Raw genomic sequence first — 22,015 nt, forward strand, 5'->3', positions numbered from 1 at the left:
TTCCAAAGTTGGCGATACTCGCAAGTGTAGCATTGTGCCTCGGCAACGCACCCGTTGCGCCGTTAGCCGAGGGAACTTTGAACGGTATCCTCAGTGCCGCAAAGGCGGCGCGTCAATGTGGATTGAAGCAAATGCGGATTCAAATCCACGAAGAAATAACGATGATCTTTGACGAAGGCGGACCAAGCTATGGGGGAACCCAAGCCAATCTATCATGCTTCGCCAAATGGACGGGAAGGAACGAGAAGAACTTGGCTATTTCGTGGGTTGGTCCGTCTACATATGACCGCTAACTCCGCTCGCCGAGCGACCGCTTTCCTTCCCATATGCGACATTCGGCCCTGAACTGCCCGCCTGTGTAGGTCGATCCGATCCGTAACAAAGTTGCGTGAAAATAATCTCTCTATTTCAGAGGGGTTTGGACAAAACGGGTGCGCAGGTCACTATTCGACCGTAATGTGCTACCTTTCCACTCGAAAGTTCAGCGTTGCGCTGGTCGATACCGTGAAGGACTGGTTCATGTAGACGCGACATCGTGACGCTGCTTGTTCACGTCCATGCGCTCGATCTACGCGAACGACGAAGTAGATGTTCTCCAAAGGGGGATTGGGCTTTTATCGCGACTTTGCGCCCTACACGCACTCAGTTCGTCGCGCGCATGTCGTTAACCCCGACCACACCCCCTTGTCGTTCGCTTCTCATTGGTTGATCAAGATGGGGTTGTGATCGGCATTGGACCCAATGTCCGATGGCAACTGGCTCCCGAAGGGGGCGGTGAGGTAGGCGTCAATTCCCTGCAAGGACGGATGCCATTAACGACGGCGACCGCAGCGCCTACCTCACCGCTTCCCCGGACATTGCCACGGTTACCCGCCAAGCGACAACCGCTTTCGAAAACGTGATGTCCGAACAACGGCGGCAGTGGTGTCAGCGTTGCGCTGGTTCGATCGACGCCCATCCCCTCCCATTCCGGCCATTCCGCTTACGTTTTATGTTCGGCTGATTTTGTCCGTTGTAAGTAGTCGTGCAATCATCAAATCGGCATATTCCGGTGCGTGCTGTTTCCATTGCTCACTGATAAACATCTTATGCTCGCCAGTAGCATCCAAAGTCCTACTTGCGACCACTCGACACACTGCAACTATTGTTTCTTGTAGCAAAGAACGATCGCCGCCATCGAACAGGGCCATGAAATGCTTACCAAACGCGTTGACCTTCAGCGTTGGGTTCGTCCGGTAAAACCATTCGGCCAAGTCAGTTATCATCAATCCGTCGACATATAACGTATCGTTCCGAACGCCCCAATCGCTCATTGGAGTACCGCTTAGGGTTTGGACTACCGTGGCGGCAGGGTTGATTGGTTTCTGCACGTTCCTTTGTATTCCGAATATTTTACCGTTATCTATAGCAATGTAGATATTCGGTTTGCGGACATAGATTATTTCCATTTGTTCACCTGTACGTGTGCGCGATATAATTCGCTCGCTTCGTTGATCGTTGCATCAGCGGGAATATCGGTGCTGATCAAATCTAGTGCCTCGCAAACGTCACTTCGCAGCCTGGGACCGACTGGAGCGGCAAGCGACCGTTCGTACGCCTCCCCGTCCTCGCCGCTATAATCCAGCTTCGGGCGAGCGCTCCGCCACCGTTCGTATTCGGCCCGTAGGTAGGGCGGCAGGCGTTCCACGCGTGCGGCTAGGCTGTCATATGGCTGGAGGGTTTCCCGGAGCGCCCGAAGGCGGCTCCGGAGGGCTGCACGGCTCATTTTGCAACCGCACGTTCTAGTTCATCGATCCGTGTCTTCAGATCGTCCAGTTCCGCTAGATCACGCAGCTTTGCCAACGCCGCCGCAAGGTCCTTAGCTTCGGCCGTCGTCAGATCCCCGTTTGCGACTGCATCGGATATCGCCAACGGATCGGTGGAGAACAATTCAACCGTGCGACCTTTCGGAAGGATGCGATCAAGGCAAAATGCGATGGCCTGCATGTCGCCCGCCTGGATACGAATGCGTAGGGCGGCGAGTGCTTCGCTCGACATGTCCTTGACCGCCTGCATTGCAGCGGACGATACCTTGTTCCGTGAACCCGGCACGCGCCCGCCGTTACCGGGTCCAAACCGCCCCAACGCATCGCGATCCGTTGAAATAGGGAGATTATCGGCCATGATTATATCCACCGAACGTCGACGCCATGCGCCGTCAGCCAAGCTGCAACGTCGGCGGTTTTTGTAACCGTCCTACGCCCGCGCCGCACGGACGGCGGGAAGCCGTGACGCAACCTCCAAAGCGATAGGAGCGCGCGAGATGCTCCACCGAGCGCCCGCGATAACATCCTACTGTCGATCGTCTGTGCGGTCGTCAGCGCGACTTCAGCGGGAAGCGTTGGACCGACACTCACGCGATCAACCGATTGAATGCCTGATCAACCCGTTCGCCAGTTGCCAGCGCGATAAATGGAATGATCGTGTTTAGCGATGCTTCCGCGTCCGCAACCACCGTGCGCCGCGCTTCGTGCCGTTCAACGGCGGCTTCCGCTGCCCGCATTGCGGCGGCTTCGTCCGGTCCGGTCGCGGTTAATTCGTTGATCGTTGCTTTGCGCTCATAGTCCGCCTGCAAACCGGTACGCTTCACATGATTTAGCGTGATGTAGCGCTGTTCGATCATGGTCCAAACAGCGTCCGGAAGGCGCGACACAGCTTGTCCACCTTCCATCAGCGCGGCTAATTCTTCGTGGGATGCGATCCCTACCCGATCCGATTGTTCGGCAAGCGATCGACCGCGCCAGTCCGTGCGAATTTCCGACCGTAGAGCGCTGTTTCCCGGCTCCACAGCGCGAAGGATCGTATCGGCGGCGGCAATGGCGCGACGTTCGGCCTGAACAGCCTGTATGGCCGCCTTGGCGGCTATGGTGACGGGCGGCAGGGTGCGGCGTGCTTCGTCGGTAAGCGCTTCGGGCTTTAAAAGCTGGTCTAACGTGACCAAATGATTTCCGTATCGATCGACCTCCATCCCGATAGCGGCGAATTGCGCGGCGAAAGGGACCGTATTCGGGAAGGTCGCGACGTGGGCGGTTGCGCCAGCGCTATCGCCGTCGAGATGCAGAGCGGTTCCGCGATCGGTATTTGTCTTCGAAAACTTCATAGCAATGGTCCTGTGTTAACCGGTTGACCATTCGTAATTATCGCAATCGAAAACTCTTAAAAGATACGGCATCTGTATCCATACAGGATCACTACCGAGGGTGAATTTATAGACAAACCGTGTGGCGGATCGTCCGACTTTGACTTTGACGCACCATTCAACGGACCATTCGGTTAGCTGACGTGGTTAGCTGCATCATCACCGACGTAATTTATCGTGTGGTCTGAATGCGATAATTCCGAACCGTGGCGGACGCTGCGTCCGTTTATCATTTGGATGGTTATAATTTATCGATCGTGATGGTTTAAAATTATGGTCCGTAATTATGGATTATGATGGTGTGGCGGCCCGAAGCCGCCCGCACTATCCCAGGGGGTATGGGGGATATGATGGGCGGGGGAGTTTCGGGGGAGATGCGGGGTAGTTGCGGGGGAGATGCGAAGCGTCCAAAATTCATAATTTCAGGCAATTTCGATAAATTTTCGGCTTTTACCGTTTTCCATAATTTCTGAAATTTTGATCCGCTTGGCTGAAAACAGATTTTCCATTGCTGATTTCAGCGCTCGCTTGGTCATGCCCTCGCTTCCGGGATGCGCGGCAAAGATGCTTGGCGCATAATTTGGGCCGCTACTCGCATTCACGAACCGCCCCTGTTCGGAGAACGTCCCTAGGAGCGCGAGAAAGACCTGTTCGGCCTTGGCTGCGTTGTCGGTGCCGCCGGACGTGGGATCGGCCACAAACATGCCCTCTCGATAGGTGACGGTAATTTCCGCTCCGGTCCGCCCGTAGTTAGATTTCAGGACCTTTAGCCGGCGGGCGTCCACGTTCGATTCATAGCCATCCACGGCGATGCGTTCGAAGTAGAGGCGCGATCGAACGGAATTGCTCCAGGCGGTCGATCCGGACGTTCCAGCGCCGCTATTAAGGCCGGACAGCGACGGGTGCGATAGAAGCACGACAGCGCATTTATGACGGATCGCCAGCCCCCTTAGCATCCCGATAAACTGCCGCGCTTGCGCACGGTCGTTCTCGTTGCCGGGGAACAGGTCCGCCAGCGTATCGAGAACAACTAGCCGAGGGGTGATCGCGGCAACTTGCGTTTCAAGGTCGTGGAACAGTTTGGACGGTTGCAGCACGCCATCGCGCCCCAACGTCGCCAAAAGCGCGTCCTGTCCGGCCAAGCTGGCGAGTGTAAGCGCCTTAAGATCACCTATCGTTACGCCGCAAAGTCGTGTGATATCTGTCAGGCGGCGATGTATTTCGTCCCGGTCGTCTTCAGCGCTGACGTACAATGCCGGCCCACCGACCACAAATCGATTGATCCATAGCCGGTTCAAGCATGACGATACGGCAAGTTGCAGCGCTAGTAGTGATTTACCTGTGCCGCCATCGCCGCCAAGTAGCGTAACGGTTCCGATCGGTACGATATCATTTACCAACCATTCACGTACGGCGGGCGTTGTTCCATCGAACGCGGTCGCAGGGAAGAATATGGAAAGCGGTTGAACGATATCACGGCTACGATCGATGAAACCAAGCGTGATTTCAGCCTTAATTACAGCCGGTGTACGTCCATACAGATATTGCCAACCTATCGCTGTGCCGTCGTCCATCGATCGCCACAGCTTTTCATTGTCGGCTAAATCGTTCTTTTCATATTGCGCGCACCATTCATTGAACGCGTCTTTAACCGTTGCTTCGTCAGCTAGGCCGGTTGCACATTGCCGATAGGCCATCCCGACGTTGCGCCATTCATCATAGCTATCAGGGTTATCGATGCCGAACAGCGCTCTATGCGCTGCGTCGAATGATGGTGCACATAGCGAGCCTAATGGCTGGCGATCGGTGCGAACCGTCCCGCCGGTCGTCAACCACAGTGGAGCGGGCGCAAGCGGGGTAGCAACATCAAAACCGTAATCGACGATATAGCCGCCGTCGCCGCGCCTATCGAGACCGGAGCCAAGCGCGCCGCTATCGGTCGGACAATGCGTCCCAGGCGGCGCACGGTACAGATAATGATGCCCGCCGGTTAGCGTCTGCTGCCATGCGGTCGAGGTAAGGGTGTAGCCGTTCGCCTGAATCGTCGCGCTACCGCTCTTGTCGTTCTTTTCGTCGCTATCGAGAACGATTAAGCCGCCCGATGCTGCGCCCGCTGCGATGCCTATCCACGCGTCGGGAAATGCCGTCCACAATCGCGCAATGGTCGTCGGGTCCAACGTTGCCAGCCTGCACCCGCCTAGGCCGGTCGGGGGCGGGGGAACGCCTAGGACGGTTGATACAGTGTCATCGCTGTACGGTGCCTTTGATCCATCCGGACGGACCGGAAAGACCGCATAGCCATGATGTGCGAGCAACAGCGCTCGATCGGATCGCGGGTTGTGCGCCGCGATCGGGTGAATTATCTCTGTCATGCTGAAGTTCCCGCCCGATGCGTCTTGCCGGACGCGTCGGGCTTTTTATTGGGTTCGAAGGAGCCTCGTTCCGCCGTTTCTGTTGAAAACGTTCGGAAATTATCGAGACTGACCAATGTAGCTAGCCAAATACGGCAACCGGGCAGGCATTACGCCCCGGCGGCTTCGTATCGGCTCGCCACGTAGGCTTCGACTTCAGATTTCAGGTAGCCGACCCGGCGCTGACCGATCTTGATTTTACGGGGAAAGTCGCTGGCGGTCTTTGCGTATCGACGGAGCGTCGGTTCGGAAATGGTCAGGCGTTCACAGACCTGATCGACGGTAAGAATGGTGCAGTCGGACATGGGATGCCGTCCTTGATTGTTCGTCACCGTTGGGCGCGAAGAATGTTGGGATTTGCCGGCATCCACCGACCTCACGTCCTAACCGCTGCGAAGGCCATCCAGCCCGCCACTTGGGCGCTTGTCGCAGTCCGTCAGGACTGTGCATGGCTATACAAATACGCTCGTGAACGGTCAACACGCTATCCCCGACGGTACTCTGATACTTGGAGGATAGCTGCCCACTCGCCTTGGCCACGCCGATCATGAGGCAAGGTCGCTTGCTTCTAGATAGGGCAGGTCGGGTATGACACGAGCTATCGGGCGATCCGGACGAGATGGCGATGCCCAGAAGATTGTTTAAACGCCCTTGAGGCGGGTCAACCTAACTCTCTCCAAACGCAAACCGATCACTCAAGTCGGCAGATGGACGGGCGGCCCATAACACCAGCTTTCTCGTTTTACGATGGAGCCGATTACGCTGTGTAACCTGCTAAGCCAGAAAGATTAATTAGCCGGAAATATGGCGGCCCGCTCCTACCGCCATGGCAAGATCCTCCCAATGTATACAGGAGGATCCAGGGCGCTTGTGTGTAAGCTGCCTACAGCCATAACGGGCAAAGCGGAGCGCCGTTATCAATATACCTGCCTGCCACGCTTGGCGTCCAGTTCTTTTCCTAGATCGAAATTGTTGCCCCAAGCGGTGAACCAATGGGAATTTTTGTCCGCGATCGACTGCCACATTGTGTCATCGATTTTAAACAACGCAGCCATTCCGAGCTTCGTACCGTCAGCAATGTAAGGGCAGACGAGTAGATCAAGAAATAGCATCATGGATTCCGCATCACCGTGACAGTGCTCCTTACTGTGAGTCAGTTTCTCTACGGCGTGAGCTTCTACGAAAGACCGCAATCTATTATAGCGAACCTTGTCCTTCATGTAAGTTAGCAAAACGGTAATAGAAAAATGGTTGAGAAACTTTTCTCTCGAAAATTGCTGCGTCTTATCGTCAACCTTTATACCGGCATATCGTCGTAGAACTTCCTCGGGAAGCCAGTACTCCTTACCTGTCGAGCCCAATGCAAGTAATAGATAGAGAGTCTCTACCTCCCGGTACCGGTCCATCTGATTTTTCTCCAACAGATGAACGATATTATCGTGAATATATTTAAGGACTACGTGGCGGAGGTCCTTCGAAATATTCCTTTTCTCCATGAAGGTCCCGATGGACGAACACAGCCTTGTTAGGCGGATGGTATGGTTAACCTTCGGACTACCCGAGTAGGCAAAAAAGGAGAATTCAAGAATCGCGCTTATGCCTTTTATAAGCCTGCGCTGATTGTCTATCGAATCATCGACCTCATCATAGAGTGCAAGAAGTTTAGCTGATTTCCGCTCGACAATTGCAAGAGTATAATTAAGCAAATCGTCATATGAAACTGATGTGCTATGCAAGATTGTCTTGTATCGGACAATTAGTCGGTTTGCGTTAAGAGACCCAACTAAGATTGTGACGTCGCCTTCTTCAGCAGAAGTCGCGGTAATTGTCTCAACGTCAAAATTAAAGTCCGCGTTGAAAAGTTCGGAAATAGCTTCTTTTGCGAGAGTAATCGGAGTTATTATCGGCCTCTCATACGTCTTCGTTTTAGCAGCGTTGATACTTAGCTTAAACTCCCTCAAAACGGCCTGAAGGGTTTCTAAGAACGCAAGTTTAGTAGATTCTTTATTAAAAAATACAAAGTAATCGTCCACATACCGATACGTGCGGTAGTCAATCTTATGCGTTATGTTGCAATCACGGAGCAACACGTTCTGCACACGTACATCTACTGCCTGCAAAATGATTTCAGCAAATATACGGGAGAACTCGGGGCCAATAACAATACCATTAGTTTCTTTGTTATTCATGTTTTGCAACAAAGCATCAAACCGGCCGCCGAAGGTCGATTTTGAAAGTTCCAACTCATTTTTGACCTGCTCTTTACCCATAGTAGCCCACGGCAAGGAGTGGGTGTAAATACTATCGAAGCAACGACTAATATCTATTTGCACCATTGAATCGAACTTTTTTTCGGAGCGATGGTACGAGTAAGACTCAAAAAATCGATGTATGTTGCGGTATTTTGTGTATGTGAAGTAAGAGCCTGTCTGATCATACTCACGATCATCTATTTCAATTCCAGATCCTGACTCTCTTCTCTGATCATGCAGTGAGTCGGAAAAGTAAGAGAACTTTGCCACCCCGGACGGGCGACGAATTGAATATTCGCTCAGACCAGTATGATACAAGATAAGCGACGAATACCAATGATAGAAGTCAGCTACTTGAAGCTGATTGCGCGGATGGACGACCGCTAGTACGCGGCCCTCAATATGATGGGCGATCTTGAATGCAAATGGGTTTGTGTCCATTCGACACTTATTGAGTGAAACAGATCTAACCGTCTTCACTTTTCCCCATTCAGACACGACGGACGTGGATATCAAGGCGTCGTCCTCGACCCCAAATAAAAGAAAAACTAGCCTGTCAATATCGGGGGAAACCCACCGTAGTGTACGATTAGATATTTCGATGGAGTTTCGCCGAATAAAGCGGTAGAATCCACGGTTAGAGAAAGTCGGCGGCACTTCGAAGGGCAGCATGTCCGTTAGAAGAGACCGTTGTTTACGATCTTCAAGTAGTACCGTTATCTTACTCATCGCGCCATGCTTTCGTTATTCGGCTTAGCTCTTGCGTCGTAAAGTTTGAATAGGGCCTATTCACGAATCCATTAGTGAATGTGAGTAGCTTCAAGCGATTACGCAGCGCCTTCCTTCTGATTCCCTCCACCCGCTTCTTTAGCATTTTATCCAGACGCCGAAATGTGACTAGATCATTTACTAGCGGGTTGCCGTAGTAAATTCCAACGGTTGCGCTAGCCTTATTGTTAAGTAGTCGGGCATTGGTAGTTAAGAAGCGGACTCTTGCTACTAGATTCCGATACGCCTTTTTGGCACTGACGTGGATGTCACGATCATATTGCTCAAATGAAGCCTGCACACGCCGTTTGTACTTCAAAAACTTTGTTGCACTCGGCCGGATAGAACATCCTTTAGAGTCGACAGCGAACCGGTATCCGAGATATGTGAACTTGGCAGGCTTCGAACTGCCTAACACTAACGATTGAGTCTTGTCAGGGTTAGTGGTTAAGCCACATTTTTCTACACCCTTTACTACCAAATCTTGGTAGGAACCGACTTCCTTCCCGGTGACAGGGCGAGCGAAAACCGCCAGAATATCGTCCACATACCTGCAGTAAAGAACCACCCCTGGAAGAGACCGAATTTGGTTATCGACCGGGCGTAGTGCAAGTTCACCAAGAAACGCACTGAGGCCAATACCTCTGGGTATCCCCTTAGCAGATCCCGACAGAACACCGTAGGCATCCAAGGTTTGCTTGATGTAGTTTTTTGATACAGTACTCAATAGTTGATCATCATCGATTTTTCTAATCAACTTTTTTCGGTCTACCGACTCATAAAATGTACGAATATCCGTACGAACCACCTCGAAGGGAAAATCGGTCGACAAAGTACGCGCCACTTGCGCCGCCATCTCGTTCCGATTGGACTGCTTTACAGCATAGATCCTCTTGATGTTCCGTTGGACCTGCTTGATGACAAAATAGGACTCTGGACTATCGTCGCTGACGTATATCGGCTTACCCTTCGGGCCAACTTTCTTCTTCAATGTGATCCGAAAACTCGATTTTGCAGCGTTACTGCTTACCGTTCGAAGTTCGGCGTCAATGACAGCTGAGCGGTCAAGCTTAAGCTTTTTTAAGTCATTTTTTGCAATATCTATTGCTGATTCGAGGTCAAGGTTTGGCAATGCTGCGGCATTACCGTTGATCTTCCTAATCTCGTGTATTTTGCTTTTTACGGCTTCTGTATACGGTTCGACGGACGGGAAGAATCGACCCGCTGGATCATAGCCTTTTCGATTTTCCTCGTCAAATATTACACGAAACGTCTCGGCCGTAAACATTTGATCCAGCAAGCTAGTCTCCCCTCGAACCGCGCGGCGAGCCAAGACGTAGCCTCATTCTCGACCGTTAGAAAGCGTGGCCCTTCGCTACACCGTATGTCGGCGGCGCTCGAAGCCCCCCCACGTTGGCACGCCCGCTTCATGCCTTTGTAGGTTGCATGCGCAATAGCCCCAGCAGCGCTGCGCGACGTCCCCCATGACGCGAATAGATCCTAACGACAGGCGAATTAAGTAGCTATCAAGACGGACCACTTTTCCGCGTAGAGCGCTTGGTCCATCATTAAGTAATCGCACCATTGTTGCATCAGCGCCTTGCGCCTCTCCAGCGCGTCACCACGGCGATACGCCTTTTCGGTCTTGTCGTTGATCGTATGCGCAAGCGCGAGTTCAGCGATGGTGTCGGAATGCGTTGTCGTTTCCGTCACCCAATCGCGAAACGCCGATCGAAAGCCATGCACTGTCAGGCCATCGCCTCGCATTCCGCGAAGCGCCTCCAACATCGCCATGTTCGACAGCGATTGTTCCTTTTTCATGCCGGGGAATAGGTGAGGGTTTCCCTCAATCGGTTTAAGCTGGTCCAGTAGTTGCAGCGCGACCGACGACAACGGAACACGATGGTCGCGGCCCGCCTTCATCCTTTCCGCTGGAATGGTCCAAACCGCGTCAGTGATTTCAGGTCGAGTTGCACCAAGCGTTTCATTGGTCCGTGTGGCGCATAGTATCGTGAATAACAGCGCTTTTGCGGAATAGTCGGTCTTAGCGGATAGTTCACGTGCGAACGCTGGAACCTCTTTCCAATCCATCGCCTTGAAATTGGACTTTACCTGTTTCTTGGTCCGTTCAAGACGTTTTTTAAGGTAGCCTTCCAAACGCGCTGGATTGCGATGGAATGTTTCGTCATCGGTCCATTCATTGTCGATCACGGCTTCCATCCGCATGCGGACACGTCGGGCAGTCTCCCGCGCTCCGTCCCAAAGCGACGTGCCTTTGTACGGCTGGTACAACACCGTCATTATGTCGTTCGTATCAACGTCGAGGATCGGTTTTTCTCCGATCAATGGGTAGGTGTAGGTTGCGAGCGTGTTTTCCCATTGCTGTTTGTGCTTCGGGTTTTTCCAACTGTCTGCAAACGTCGCGATGTAGTCGAGCGCTGCATCCTTAAACGTGCGTCCGGATGATTTGGTTGGTTCAGGTTCGATCGCTTGGCGATCACTCAAAGGATCGTCACCGGCCTTCACCCGCTTGCGAAGCGTTTCGGTTTCGAGTTCCAGTGCTAACAGTCCGGCCTTGTCGATCGTATCGGCTGGCGCGATCGTCATGACGCGGCGCTTGCCGTCCTTGAGCGAGTATCGGAACGCCCATGACGCGCTGCCGCTCTTGGCGATGACAAGATACAGTCCCTGACCATGCGCCCACATGCCGGGGGCTTCGGCTTTCACAAGTGCCTGAATGGTTTTGACGGTCAGCATTGGCGGATGATCCTATTGGTTAGTCGCCTTATCGACCACCCACCAATCGACCTAACCAACGCGCTTCAGGCATGACCGCTCATAAAGCGTCATACCCGAAGAAAGCTACGGATTATCAAGCCGATAGCGTCGCTAGTTAAGCCTTATGACGGCTAGTGACGCCTCGTATTTACGGACACCCCGTCCGCCAGTGCTGTGCATGGCCTGATCCAAGAACCGACGATAGGCGCGAAATACCGCGTCGCTCGGCGCGGTATATGACATACCCGCACGATCACGGCCGACGACGACGCGCGTTTCGGCCCTGTCCTGAGGCCTGTTCGGCGACGGTTTGCCGAAACCATCACCGCTCCGGCGATCGTCGGTCTTTTTGAACGAACGGGAGGATCCGCGGATGGACGGTAAACAGCGATGCCGGTGGGCGGGCTCGAACCCGTTGATGCAAAAGTATCACGATACCGAATGGGGCGTGCCCGAACGCGATCCGCGGATGCTGTGGGAAACCCTGATGCTCGAAGGATTCCAGGCGGGACTTTCCTGGGAGATCATCCTGCGCAAGCGCGATGGGTTTCGGGAAGCGTTCGCCGGGTTCGATCCGCGCGCGGTGGCGGCGTTCGACGAGGGGGACGTCGAGCGACTGATGGCCGATCCGGGCATCGTTCGCGCGCGCGCCAAGATCGAGGCGACGATCCGCGGCGCGCGGATCTTCCTCGACATGCAGGAGCGGGACGAGGATTTCGCGGACTATTGCTGGTCGTTCGTCGCGGGCACGCCACTCGAGGGCGACACGGCGACAACCCATACGGACCTTTCCGCGGCGATCTCCAAAGACCTGAAAGCCCGCGGCTTCAAGTTCGTCGGGCCTACGATCGTCTATGCCTGGATGCAGGGGGTAGGCCTGACCAACGACCACGAAGCCGGCTGCTTCCGTAGGCCACAGAGCCGCGAACAGTGAGACTTACGGTCGCGATGCGTGGCAGCAGGCCATCCACCGGTCAGTCGACGTGCAGGTCGAGCTCGCCGATATCCTGCACCCGCTCGGCAATCAGATCGCAGAGATGGACCAGCGCGGGTGGGAGCCGCGCGCGCTTGTGCAGGACATAGGACACCGATGGCAGGGCCGGCAGCGCGGGCCCGGCGATTTCGGGAAGGCCGCCGAACAGGTCGGTGCGGCAGGTAATGCCGACACCGCCGCGGACCGCCGCGCGCAAGACCGACAAGCTCGGCGTCTCGACCACCAGCTGGTACGGACGGCCCGCGGCCTCCAATGCCGCGATCGCCGCGTCGCGAAAACGACAGGGTCGCTCGAGGACCGCGAGCGGGATCGTGTCCCGCACAGGCAGCCCCGCATTGCCGAACCAGCGCATCGGTTCCTCGCGGATCGCCGCGGGATCGCCCGCCACGCCCATGCCCAGGATCACGTCGAGCCGGTCGCTCTCCAGGAGATCGAGCAGTTGCGGGGTTCCGCCGACGCGCACCTCCAGCCGAACGTCCGGATGCAGCGCAACGAGCTGCGCGAGCAGACCCTGCAACAACGTCTCGGCGAAATCCTGTACGAAGCCGATCCGCACCGGGCCGCCCAGTGCCTCGCCGGTGAGCGTCGCGACAATGCGATCGTTGAGCGCCAGCATTTCGCGCGCGAGGATCAATACGTCATCGCCCTGGGTGGTCAGCACGAGCCGCCGCCCTTCCCGCCGGAACAACGGGATCTGAAGTAGTTCCTCCAAGCGCTTGATCTGCAAGCTGATCGCGGGCTGGCTGAGGAAGACGCGTTCCGACGCACGCAGCATCGATCCGCCGTCGACCACCGCCACGAAACTGCGCAAGACATCGACGGGGAGATTGAGGGCCATGACGTCCTTATAAGCTCAACCAATCAGGCACGTGAGCAAATCTATATTGAATGGATAGGAGTTAAGCTGTCCTTTGTCGTCAGCCCGCTGGCATGCCGCCGGCGCTGGAGACGACATGGCCACGATCCTGCCCCATGACGACGCGCGACGGCCGCTTCTGACGCGCATCGGCGGTGCACGCTGGGTGTCGCCGCTGGTCCTTTTGTTGCTGTGGGAAGTCGGCGGGCGGACCGGCCTGATCCCGGCACGGACCCTTGCCGCCCCCTCGGCGGTGCTGGCGACGATGGGCGAGATGATCGCGTCGGGCGAGCTCGGGCACAACGTGCTCGTGTCGCTCGGTCGTGCAGGCGTCGGGCTGGCGATCGGCGTGCTCGTCGGCGGCCTGCTGGCGATCGCCGCCGGGCTTTCCCGCCGCGGCGAAGCGGCGATCGATTCGCCGGTCCAGATGCTGCGGACCTTGCCGACGCTGGCGCTGACGCCGTTGTTCATCGTCTGGTTCGGGATCGGCGAGACGCCCAAGATCGTGCTGATCGCGGTCGCGACGACGTTCCCGGTCTACCTCAACCTCTATAACGGCATCCGCGGCGTCGATGCGCGTCTGATCGAGGCGGCGCGCGCGTTCGGGCTGTCGCGGGGCCAGATCGTCCGCCACGTCGTATTGCCCGGCGCCCTGCCCTCGCTGCTGGTCGGCTTGCGCTACGCCTTGTCGATATCGGTGCTGATCTTGGTCGTCGCCGAACAGATCAACGCGGCGTCCGGCCTCGGCTACCTCATCAACAACGCGCGCGATTTCATGCGGACCGACATCATCGTCGTCTGCCTGATGGTCTACGCCACGCTCGGTCTCGGCGCCGATGCAGCGGTCCGATTGATCGAGCGACGCTCGCTCGCCTGGCGCCCGACGATCCTGGAGGCTCGCTCATGACCGCACCGATCCCATTCCCCACCCGCCCGCCGCCGGTCGTCGCGTTGCGTGGTTTCACCCGCCGGTTCGGTCGCAACACGGTGATCGACGCGCTCGACCTGGAGATTGCAGAGGGCGAATTCGTCGCGCTGCTGGGCCGCAGCGGATCCGGCAAGACCACACTGCTGCGCACGCTCGCCGGGCTCGACGGCCCGAGCGAAGGCGAGGTCCGCGTACCCACGTCCCGCGCGGTAGTGTTCCAGGATGCCCGGCTGCTGCCGTGGCAGCGGGTCTGGCGGAACGTGATGCTCGGCCTCGGCGGTCGCGATGCACGCGAGCGTGCGGAGAAGGCGCTGGCGGAAGTCGGGCTCGATCACCGCGCCGATGCCTGGCCGCTGACGCTGTCCGGCGGCGAGGCGCAGCGTGCGGCGCTTGCCCGTGCGCTGGTCCGCGAGCCGAAGGTGTTGCTGCTCGACGAGCCGTTCGCCGCGCTCGACGCGCTGACCCGGATCCAGATGCATGACCTCGTACTCGGCCTGTGGCGGCGTCACCGTCCCGCCGTGCTGCTGATCACGCACGACATCGACGAGGCGATCGCGTTGGCCGACCGCGTGCTGGTGCTCGACGGTGGCCGTATCGTCGCCGAGGAACGGATCGCCGACGCACGGCCACGCGCACCCGACCCAGGTCTCCGACACCGGCTCCTCGCCCGCCTCGGCGTCGCGCCCGCGTCGCCACCGGCCGTGCAGGACGAATGGGCCCAGGCCGCCGAATAATCCGCTTTTCCTTGAAGGAGTTTAGCCATGAGCCACCATCCCGACGCGCTCGAAATCCTCGGCATGATCTCGACCAATTACGCCTCCGAGACGCATGCGCCGACCGGCCCACAGATCGACCCTAGCTACACCGCGGCCTTTGCACTGGCGCATGAACAGGCCGGCTTCGACCGCATCCTGATCGGCTATCACAGTGCGGCACCCGACGGCTTCCAGGTCGCAGCCTATGTCGCGCAGCACACGACCAGGCTCAAGATCCTGCTCGCGCACCGGCCCGGCGTCATCCAGCCGACGGTCGCGGCACGACAGCTCGCCACGCTCGACCAGTTCAGCGGCGGGCGGCTCGCGGTGCATATCATCTCGGGCGGGTCGGACGCGGAACAGCAGCGCGATGGCGATTTCCTGACCAAGGACGAACGCTATGCACGCACCGACGACTATCTCGACGTCGTCAAGAAAACCTGGACGCAGACCATCCCGTTCGATCACGACGGCCCGTATTACCAGGTCCGCGACAGCGTGTCCGGCGTGAAGCCACTGCAAAAGCCGCATATCCCAATCTTCTTCGGTGGCGCTTCGGATGCGGCGGTTCGTGTCGCCGGGCGCCATGCCGAGACCTACGCGTTCTTCGGCGAGACGCTCGAACAGACAGCGGAGATCATCGGTCGGGTGCGCGCCAGCGCCGCCGCGAATGGCCGCCCCGCGCCGCGCTTCAGCGTGTCGTTCCGCCCGATCCTCGGCCGTACCGAGGCAGAGGCATGGAGCCGTGCCGAGCACATCCTCGCCGAGGCGACGGCGATCAAGGATGGCGGCGCGTCGCTCTTCCGCCGCGGCGGTACGCAATCCGAAGGCGCGCGGCGGCTTCTGGAAACCGCGGCGGGCGGCAAGGTGCGCGACAAGCGGCTATGGACCGAGATCGCCAAGCTGACCGGCGCGCCGGGTAATTCGACGTCGCTGGTCGGCACCGGCGATCAGGTGGTCGACGCGCTGCTCGACTATTACGACCTCGGCATCCGGACCTTCTTGTTCCGCGGCTTCGATCCGCTTGAGGATGCGATCGACTACGGCCGCAACCTGCTGCCGAAGCTGCGCGCCGCGGTCGCCGAACGCGAACAGCCGCTGGCGGTGGCGGCGGAATGACGACGGCACACACCCAGGCGGTCGACCGGCTGGTCGCCGCGATCGAGACGATCGTCACCGATCGGGACGTACGCGTCCCGGACGAGACGATCGTCGCCCGTGTTGCGACGCCGCTCGCCGCCCTTGTCGCCACCGACGACTGGATCGACCCGGCGTTCGCCGCGCCCGATCCCGACCGCTACCGCCAGTATCTGCTCCACCGCGATCCCGAAAACCGCTTCTCGGTGGTCAGTTTCGTATGGGGACCGGGACAAGCGACGCCGATCCACGATCACCGCGTCTGGGGCCTGATCGGCGTGTTGCGCGGCGCCGAAATCGACCAGCGTTATGCGCGGACCGACGATGGCACGCTCGTTCCGGTCGGCGCGCCCACCCGGCTCGAGGCCGGGGCGGTCGCCACGCTGTCCCCCGACACGGGCGACATCCACCGCGTCTTCAACGCCCATGACGACCGCGTGTCGATCAGTATCCACGTCTATGGCGCGGATATCGGCACCGTCGAGCGCGCGATCTATACCGAGGCCGGTACCGCCAAGCCGTTCGTGTCCGGCTACGCCGCCCCCGACGCCGAACCCGCAAAGGTTGCCGCATGACGCCGCAGGATATCCGCCACGCCTGGCTCGCCCGCAACGAGATCGCGGTGTTCGACCTGCGCGACGAACATGCCTTTGCCAGTGGCCACCCGCTCTTCGCGGCACAGCTTCCGCCGCACCGCATCGCGGTCGAGATCGCGCGCCGGGTACCACGCCTCGCCACGCCGATCGTCGTCTATGACGGAAAAGACGGCCTGATCGACGCGGCGATTACCCAGCTGCACGCGCTCGGCTACACCGACGTGTCCGCGCTCGACGGCGGCCTCGCGGCCTGGGCGGCGGCAGGGTATGAACTGTTCGAGGACGTCAATTCCTACAGCAAGGCGTTCGGCGAACTGGTCGAGGCGCGACGCCACACGCCCTCGCTGCCCGCTGTCGACGTGCAGGCGCTGATCGACGAGAAGGCCGACATCGCGATCCTCGACGCGCGCCGGTTCGACGAATATGCGACGATGAGCATCCCGACCGGCACCAGCGTGCCCGGCGCCGAACTGGTGCTGCGTGCCCGCGCCGCCGCACCCGATCCCGACACGCTGATCGTCGTCAATTGCGCAGGGCGAACCCGGAGCATCATCGGCACGCAGTCGCTGATCAACGCGGGGCTGCCGAACCGGGTCGTGGCGCTGCGCAACGGCACGATCGGCTGGACATTGGCCGGCCAGGCACTGGAGCACGGCCAGAGTCGCGACGTCGTGGCGATCGACCCCGAACAGCGCGACGAAGCGCGCGCCACCGCGCGATCCGTCGCCTATCGTGCCGGGGTCCGTCATATCGGCTCGGACGATCTGCGCGCACTCGCCGAAGACACAGGCCGGACGCTGTACCGGTTCGACGTGCGTACGCCTGCAGAACATGCCGCCGGTCATCCGCCGGGGTTCGTCGAGGCGCCTGGCGGGCAGCTCGTGCAGGAAACCGATGCGTTCGCGCCGGTGCGCGGCGCCCGCATCGTCCTGGCGGACGAAATCGGTCCGCGTGCCGACATGACCGCATCATGGCTCGCCCAGATGGGCTGGGACGTGCTGGTGCTCGACGGCGGTTTCGCCGGTGACGCAGCCGAGCCGCTCGAAACCGGCTCGACCGCGCTCCCGCCCCGCGGCCCGGGGGGTCGATACAAGCGCCCCTACGAAGGCACCGACAACGCGGCGGCGGCGATGCAGGCCTATCTCGACTGGGAATACGGCCTAGTCGATCAACTCGCGCGTGACGGCACGCACGGCTTCCACGTGATCTGAGGAGGGAAAAATGACGATCTCGCTCTATTTCGCGCCGAACAGTTCGGCGTTCGCGCCGCTCGTCGCGCTCGAGGAGGCATGCGCCGATTACCACGCCGTCCCCGTCAGCCTCGCCGCCGGCGAACAGCACGGCGCTGCCTATCGCGCGATCAATCCGCGGGGACGCGTTCCCACGCTTGTCGTCGACGGCACGCTGATCCCCGAGGTGATCGCGATCCTGACCTGGATCGCCGACCGCTATCCCGACGCCGGACTGTTGCCCGCGGACGCCGTCGAGCGGGCGCAGGCCTTTGCGGTAATGAGCTGGATCGCGAGTACGGTGCATGTCGCGCTCGCGCAGGTCCGCCGGCCCGAGCGCTACGCCGACGATCCCGCGGTCCGCCAAGCGCTCGACGCGCCCGGCCGCGCGGCTTTCGCCGCTGCGCTCGGCGAACTCGAAGCACGCTCGATCGCTACCGCATCGCCCTATTTGATCGGCGACCGGTTCGGCGCGGTCGATGGGTATGCGCTGGTCGTCCGCCGCTGGGCCGACGGGCTGGCGATCGACCGCAGCAGTTTCCCGAGTTTCGCCGATCGCACCGACGCGCTGTTCGCACGGCCATCGGTGCGCCGTGCCCTCGACCGCGAGGCGCTCACGCTTGCCGCCGCCGCCTGAAAGGACGCGCATGACCGGCGCCGCTGTACCCGCCGACTAGCGCCGCCCGCTGCGCCTGAGAACGACATACGACCCCGCGGCAGCCGCAGCGGGGAACGGAGACGCACGTCCGATCAACGGCGGCGCTCCCAGCATTCAGACAGGGATTTCGATGCACGCTCGCCTCTTCCATTCAGCCTCTTCCAGCCTCGCACTGCTCCTCGCAGTGGCCGCGTTCGGGCCTGCACATGCCGCCGAAAAACCTCGTGAGCCGGCCTCGCCTACCGTCGAGGCGGGTCCCGACGCCGTTCCGGCAGCGCCGTCCGACGACATCGTCGTCACCGCCCGGTACAAGAACGAGACGCTGCAGACGGTGCCGATCGCGATCACCGCGCTCTCGTCGGCGCAGATCGAGGCGATCGGCGGGCAGACCAGCCTCAAGAACCTGGCGGCGTTCACCCCGAGTGTCAGCATCCAGGGGTTCAGCGGTCGTAACCAGACGATCACGATCCGCGGGCTGGGCACCAATTCGGGCGGCACGAACGACGGCCTCGACCAGGGCGTCGGCCTCTATATCGATGGCGTCTACCGACCACGCACGGGCACGGTCATCAACGACCTGCTCGACGTCGACGGCGTGCAGGTCTTGCGCGGGCCGCAGGGTACGCTGTTCGGCAAGAACACCGTGGCGGGTGCGATCGACGTCCGCACCAAGCTGCCGACCTTCGCGCCGGAGTTCGCGTCCGACATCACCTACGGCAACTACAACTACATGCGCGCGCAGGCGTCCGCTTCGGGCGGGCTGACCGATACATTGGCGATCCGGCTCAGCGGCCTGGTCAGTGCGCGCGACGGGATCGTCTACAATACGACGCAGCACAAGGACTGGGACAATTACGAGAACGTCGCGGTCAAGGCGGACCTGTTGTGGAAGCCGAGCAACGCGCTGACCTTCCGCCTGACCGGCGATTATGCGCGCCAGACCGGCAACATGGGCTTCTATCTGTCGGGTCGGGTGCTTCCAACCACGCTTGCCAACGGTGCCGCGGTCAAGGGCTTCTACCAGCATGCGGCCGAGGTCGGTTACGTGCCGATCCCCGTCGATCCGTACCAGCGGCAGACCGACATCAACGGGTCGCAGGCGATCCAGATGCCGAGTGGCGGTGTCACCGCGCGGATCGACGCGACGCTCGGTGGGCATACCCTGACCTCCATCACCGCCGGACGCTTCTGGAAGTGGATTCCGAACTGGGACGGCGACCAGTTCGGCGCCGACGTGCTCGGCCAGGCGACGGTCGCCACCGACCAGAAGCAGTTCAGCCAGGAACTCCGCCTCACCTCGCCCAGCGGCGGGAAGCTCGAATACACCGCTGGCCTCTATTATTTCTGGCAAAAGGCCGATCTGGCGCAGGAAGTGTCATTCAAGAAGGACGCCGCCAAATGGTATCTTGGCCCCAATGCGCCCGATGCATTGCTGAACGGCCTCGACACGTTCAGCTACCTCGATCCCTCGACCAACAGCTATGCCGCCTATGGCCAAGCGACGTGGCACGTCACGCCGAGCACCAGCGTGACCGGCGGGCTACGCTACACCTACGAGAAGAAGGCCGGCAGCTATAACGCCGTGCAGGTCGGTACGGTCGCGCCGATCTCGAGCCTGCCGGTCGCATACCAGGCGACGGCGGCGGCGATCCGTGCGGCATACGCGCCATCGGGCGGCGCCTATGACGCGAGCCGGTCGAAGGGGACGCTGTCGTGGCTGCTCAGCGCCAACCAGGATATCGGCGACGACGCCCATGCCTATGCGAGCTATTCGCGCGGCTATAAATCGGCGGGTATCAATCTCGTCCGGAAGAACGCCGGTATCAACATCTTCGTCGAACCGGAAAAGGTCGACGCCTACGAAGTCGGCCTGAAGACGCAGTTCCTTGATCGGCGCGTACAGTTCAACACCGCGCTGTTCTGGACGATCGACCAGAATTACCAGGCCAATCTGTACGACGTGTCGAACCGGATCAGTTATCTGGGCAATGCCGGCAAGGTGCGCAGCCGCGGCGTCGAGGTCGACCTTCGCGCGAGCGTCGCCCGCGGGCTGACGCTGAGCGGTTCGGGCAGTTTCACCGACGCGAAATACGTCCGCTACACCAACGCGATCTGCCCGTTCCTCCAGTCCTACCAGACGTCGTGCGACATTTCCGGCCAGCGTCTGTCCGGCACGTCGAAATGGGCGGGCGCGGTGCAGGCTCGGTACGAGGCCCCGCTCAACGACACATTGGTCGCTTATACCGCCGCCGACGCCACCTACCGGTCCACCTTCTTCTCCGCGGTGAACGACGATCCGTTCTCGCGCATCAAGGGCTATGCGCTGGTCGGCGCGCAGCTCGGACTGCGCGCGGCGAACGGTCCGTGGGACGTCTCCATCTGGGGCCGCAACCTGTTCGACAAGGACTATCTGCTCACCTCCACGGTCAACGCGACCTGGGGCATCACGCAGGTCGGCGTCGGCGAACCACGCACCTACGGCCTCACGTTGCGCACGCGTTTCTGACGGTTCCCCCTTCCCTGATCGAGGATACTGCCATGCTTCACACATTGCTGACCCGCCGCACCGCGCTGGCTATCGGCGGCGCCGGACTGCTGGCCGCCTGCACCAAGGCGGCGGCCAAGACGCTGGTCATCGGCGACCAGCGCGGCGGGGTCCAGGCGCTGCTCGCCGCCTCGGGCGAACTCAAGAACGTGCCGTACGCGATCGAATGGGCGCAATTCCCCAACGCAGCGCCGCTGATCGAGGCCCTGGCGGCGGGTGCCATCGATACCGGCGTGGGCGGCGATGCGCCGTTCATCTTCAGCCTGCAGTCGAATGCCGGCGTGAAGGCGATCGCCGCGTTCCGCTCCAAGGGTCCGTCGACGACGATCCTGGTGGCGGGTAAATCGCCGATCCGGGACTTCGCCGGCCTGATCGGCAAACGGGTTGCGACGCCGCGCGGATCGATCGGCCATCATCTGCTGCTCGCCGGGCTGCAGCGGCTCGGCAAGCCGTTCGACGCGATCGACATCAAGTTCCTGTCGCCCGCCGACGGTCGCGCCGCGCTGACCAGCGGATCGGTCGATGCGTGGTCGATCTGGGATCCCTACGCGGCGATCGGCGAGCTGACCGACGGCCTGCGCATCCTCCCGGTGGACCGCGACCTGGCGCCGGGGATCGGCTTCGTGTTCGGCACCGAAAGCGCGTTGCGCGACAAGCGTGCGCAACTGACCGATCTCGTCGCACGCTTTGCCCGCGCGCGACGCTGGGCCGAAACGCACCGCGAGGCCTATGCGCAGATGCTGACGCAGCAGACCGGCGTGCCGATCGCGGCGACGCAGCGCTACATCAACCGTAGCGTCAACGTGCCCCTGCCGATCGACGCCAGGCTGATCGCCGAGGAACAGGGCATCGCCGACCTGTTCCACACCGCCGGGTTGCTTGCGAAGCCCGTCCAGGTCGCGCCGCACCTCGCGCAACTGTAACCAACGC

Annotated in this window: 18 protein-coding genes; 9 read left to right on the forward strand and 9 right to left on the reverse strand. The window is 59.8% G+C overall.

The window, feature by feature from the left end:
* Positions 1–989 precede the first annotated feature (989 nt).
* The 8 genes from SJY41_RS07660 to SJY41_RS07695 all read right to left on the reverse strand — a co-directional run bounded on the left by SJY41_RS07660 (position 990) and on the right by SJY41_RS07695 (position 11,366).
* Positions 990–1,448, reverse strand: a complete 459-nt coding sequence (locus tag SJY41_RS07660) for a hypothetical protein (RefSeq protein WP_380780502.1) — start codon at positions 1,446–1,448, stop codon at positions 990–992.
* Between the two features lie 313 nt (positions 1,449–1,761).
* A complete protein-coding gene (locus tag SJY41_RS07665; RefSeq protein ID WP_380780504.1) occupies positions 1,762–2,163 on the reverse strand; it encodes a hypothetical protein in 402 nt (133 codons plus the stop codon).
* A gap of 229 nt (positions 2,164–2,392) precedes the next feature.
* Positions 2,393–3,139 carry a hypothetical protein gene (locus tag SJY41_RS07670; RefSeq protein ID WP_380780506.1) on the reverse strand — a complete coding sequence of 249 codons (747 nt, stop codon included), beginning with the start codon at positions 3,137–3,139 and terminating at the stop codon, positions 2,393–2,395.
* Positions 3,140–3,600: 461 nt separating this feature from the next.
* Entirely contained in the window at positions 3,601–5,550 is a 1,950-nt protein-coding gene (locus SJY41_RS07675) for an AAA family ATPase (RefSeq protein WP_380780507.1), read from the reverse strand.
* 149 nt (positions 5,551–5,699) lie between these two features.
* On the reverse strand, positions 5,700–5,894 hold the full coding sequence (locus SJY41_RS07680) for a helix-turn-helix transcriptional regulator (protein WP_380780509.1): 195 nt from the start codon (positions 5,892–5,894) through the stop codon (positions 5,700–5,702).
* 612 nt (positions 5,895–6,506) lie between these two features.
* Complete coding sequence (gene drt3b, locus SJY41_RS07685; protein WP_380780510.1) at positions 6,507–8,570, reverse strand: antiviral reverse transcriptase Drt3b; 2,064 nt, start codon at positions 8,568–8,570, stop codon at positions 6,507–6,509.
* Positions 8,563–9,909: an antiviral reverse transcriptase Drt3a gene (gene drt3a / locus SJY41_RS07690; RefSeq protein WP_380780512.1), complete on the reverse strand. Its 1,347-nt coding sequence runs from the start codon at positions 9,907–9,909 to the stop codon at positions 8,563–8,565. Before drt3a ends, drt3b begins: the two co-directional genes overlap by 8 nt.
* A gap of 215 nt (positions 9,910–10,124) precedes the next feature.
* Positions 10,125–11,366, reverse strand: coding sequence for a tyrosine-type recombinase/integrase (locus SJY41_RS07695; protein WP_380780514.1), 1,242 nt, complete (start codon positions 11,364–11,366; stop codon positions 10,125–10,127).
* Between the two features lie 394 nt (positions 11,367–11,760).
* Here SJY41_RS07695 and SJY41_RS07700 point away from each other — a divergent pair, with 394 nt between their 5' ends.
* Entirely contained in the window at positions 11,761–12,321 is a 561-nt protein-coding gene (locus SJY41_RS07700) for a DNA-3-methyladenine glycosylase I (RefSeq protein ID WP_380780516.1), read from the forward strand.
* Positions 12,322–12,361: 40 nt separating this feature from the next.
* Here the strand turns inward: SJY41_RS07700 and SJY41_RS07705 are convergent, their stop codons facing one another.
* Positions 12,362–13,219 (reverse strand): LysR substrate-binding domain-containing protein, encoded by an 858-nt coding sequence (locus tag SJY41_RS07705; RefSeq protein WP_380780518.1) that lies wholly within the window; start codon positions 13,217–13,219, stop codon positions 12,362–12,364.
* A 115-nt stretch (positions 13,220–13,334) separates the two neighbouring features.
* On the opposite strand from SJY41_RS07705, the gene SJY41_RS07710 reads away from it, so the two are divergent.
* The 8 genes from SJY41_RS07710 (at position 13,335) to SJY41_RS07745 (ending at position 22,008) form a co-directional block, all read left to right on the forward strand.
* Positions 13,335–14,144, forward strand: a complete 810-nt coding sequence (locus tag SJY41_RS07710) for an ABC transporter permease (protein WP_380780520.1) — start codon at positions 13,335–13,337, stop codon at positions 14,142–14,144.
* Positions 14,141–14,899, forward strand: coding sequence for an ABC transporter ATP-binding protein (locus SJY41_RS07715; RefSeq protein ID WP_380780521.1), 759 nt, complete (start codon positions 14,141–14,143; stop codon positions 14,897–14,899). The genes SJY41_RS07710 and SJY41_RS07715 overlap by 4 nt, the downstream gene beginning before the upstream one ends.
* A 27-nt stretch (positions 14,900–14,926) precedes the next feature.
* Positions 14,927–16,039 (forward strand): LLM class flavin-dependent oxidoreductase, encoded by a 1,113-nt coding sequence (locus SJY41_RS07720; RefSeq protein WP_380780523.1) that lies wholly within the window; start codon positions 14,927–14,929, stop codon positions 16,037–16,039.
* On the forward strand, positions 16,036–16,632 hold the full coding sequence (locus SJY41_RS07725; protein WP_380780525.1) for a cysteine dioxygenase: 597 nt from the start codon (positions 16,036–16,038) through the stop codon (positions 16,630–16,632). The genes SJY41_RS07720 and SJY41_RS07725 overlap by 4 nt, the downstream gene beginning before the upstream one ends.
* Positions 16,629–17,864, forward strand: coding sequence for a rhodanese-like domain-containing protein (locus SJY41_RS07730; RefSeq protein ID WP_380780526.1), 1,236 nt, complete (start codon positions 16,629–16,631; stop codon positions 17,862–17,864). The genes SJY41_RS07725 and SJY41_RS07730 overlap by 4 nt, the downstream gene beginning before the upstream one ends.
* A gap of 10 nt (positions 17,865–17,874) precedes the next feature.
* Positions 17,875–18,519: a glutathione S-transferase family protein gene (locus SJY41_RS07735; protein ID WP_380780528.1), complete on the forward strand. Its 645-nt coding sequence runs from the start codon at positions 17,875–17,877 to the stop codon at positions 18,517–18,519.
* Between the two features lie 151 nt (positions 18,520–18,670).
* Positions 18,671–21,046, forward strand: coding sequence for a TonB-dependent receptor (locus SJY41_RS07740; protein WP_380780530.1), 2,376 nt, complete (start codon positions 18,671–18,673; stop codon positions 21,044–21,046).
* 32 nt (positions 21,047–21,078) lie between these two features.
* Entirely contained in the window at positions 21,079–22,008 is a 930-nt protein-coding gene (locus SJY41_RS07745; RefSeq protein WP_380780532.1) for an ABC transporter substrate-binding protein, read from the forward strand.
* Positions 22,009–22,015: the final 7 nt, after the last annotated feature.

The sequence above is a fragment of the Sphingomonas sp. R86520 genome (genome assembly GCF_042466285.1).
In the GTDB taxonomy this organism is placed as follows: Bacteria; Pseudomonadota; Alphaproteobacteria; order Sphingomonadales; family Sphingomonadaceae; genus Sphingomonas.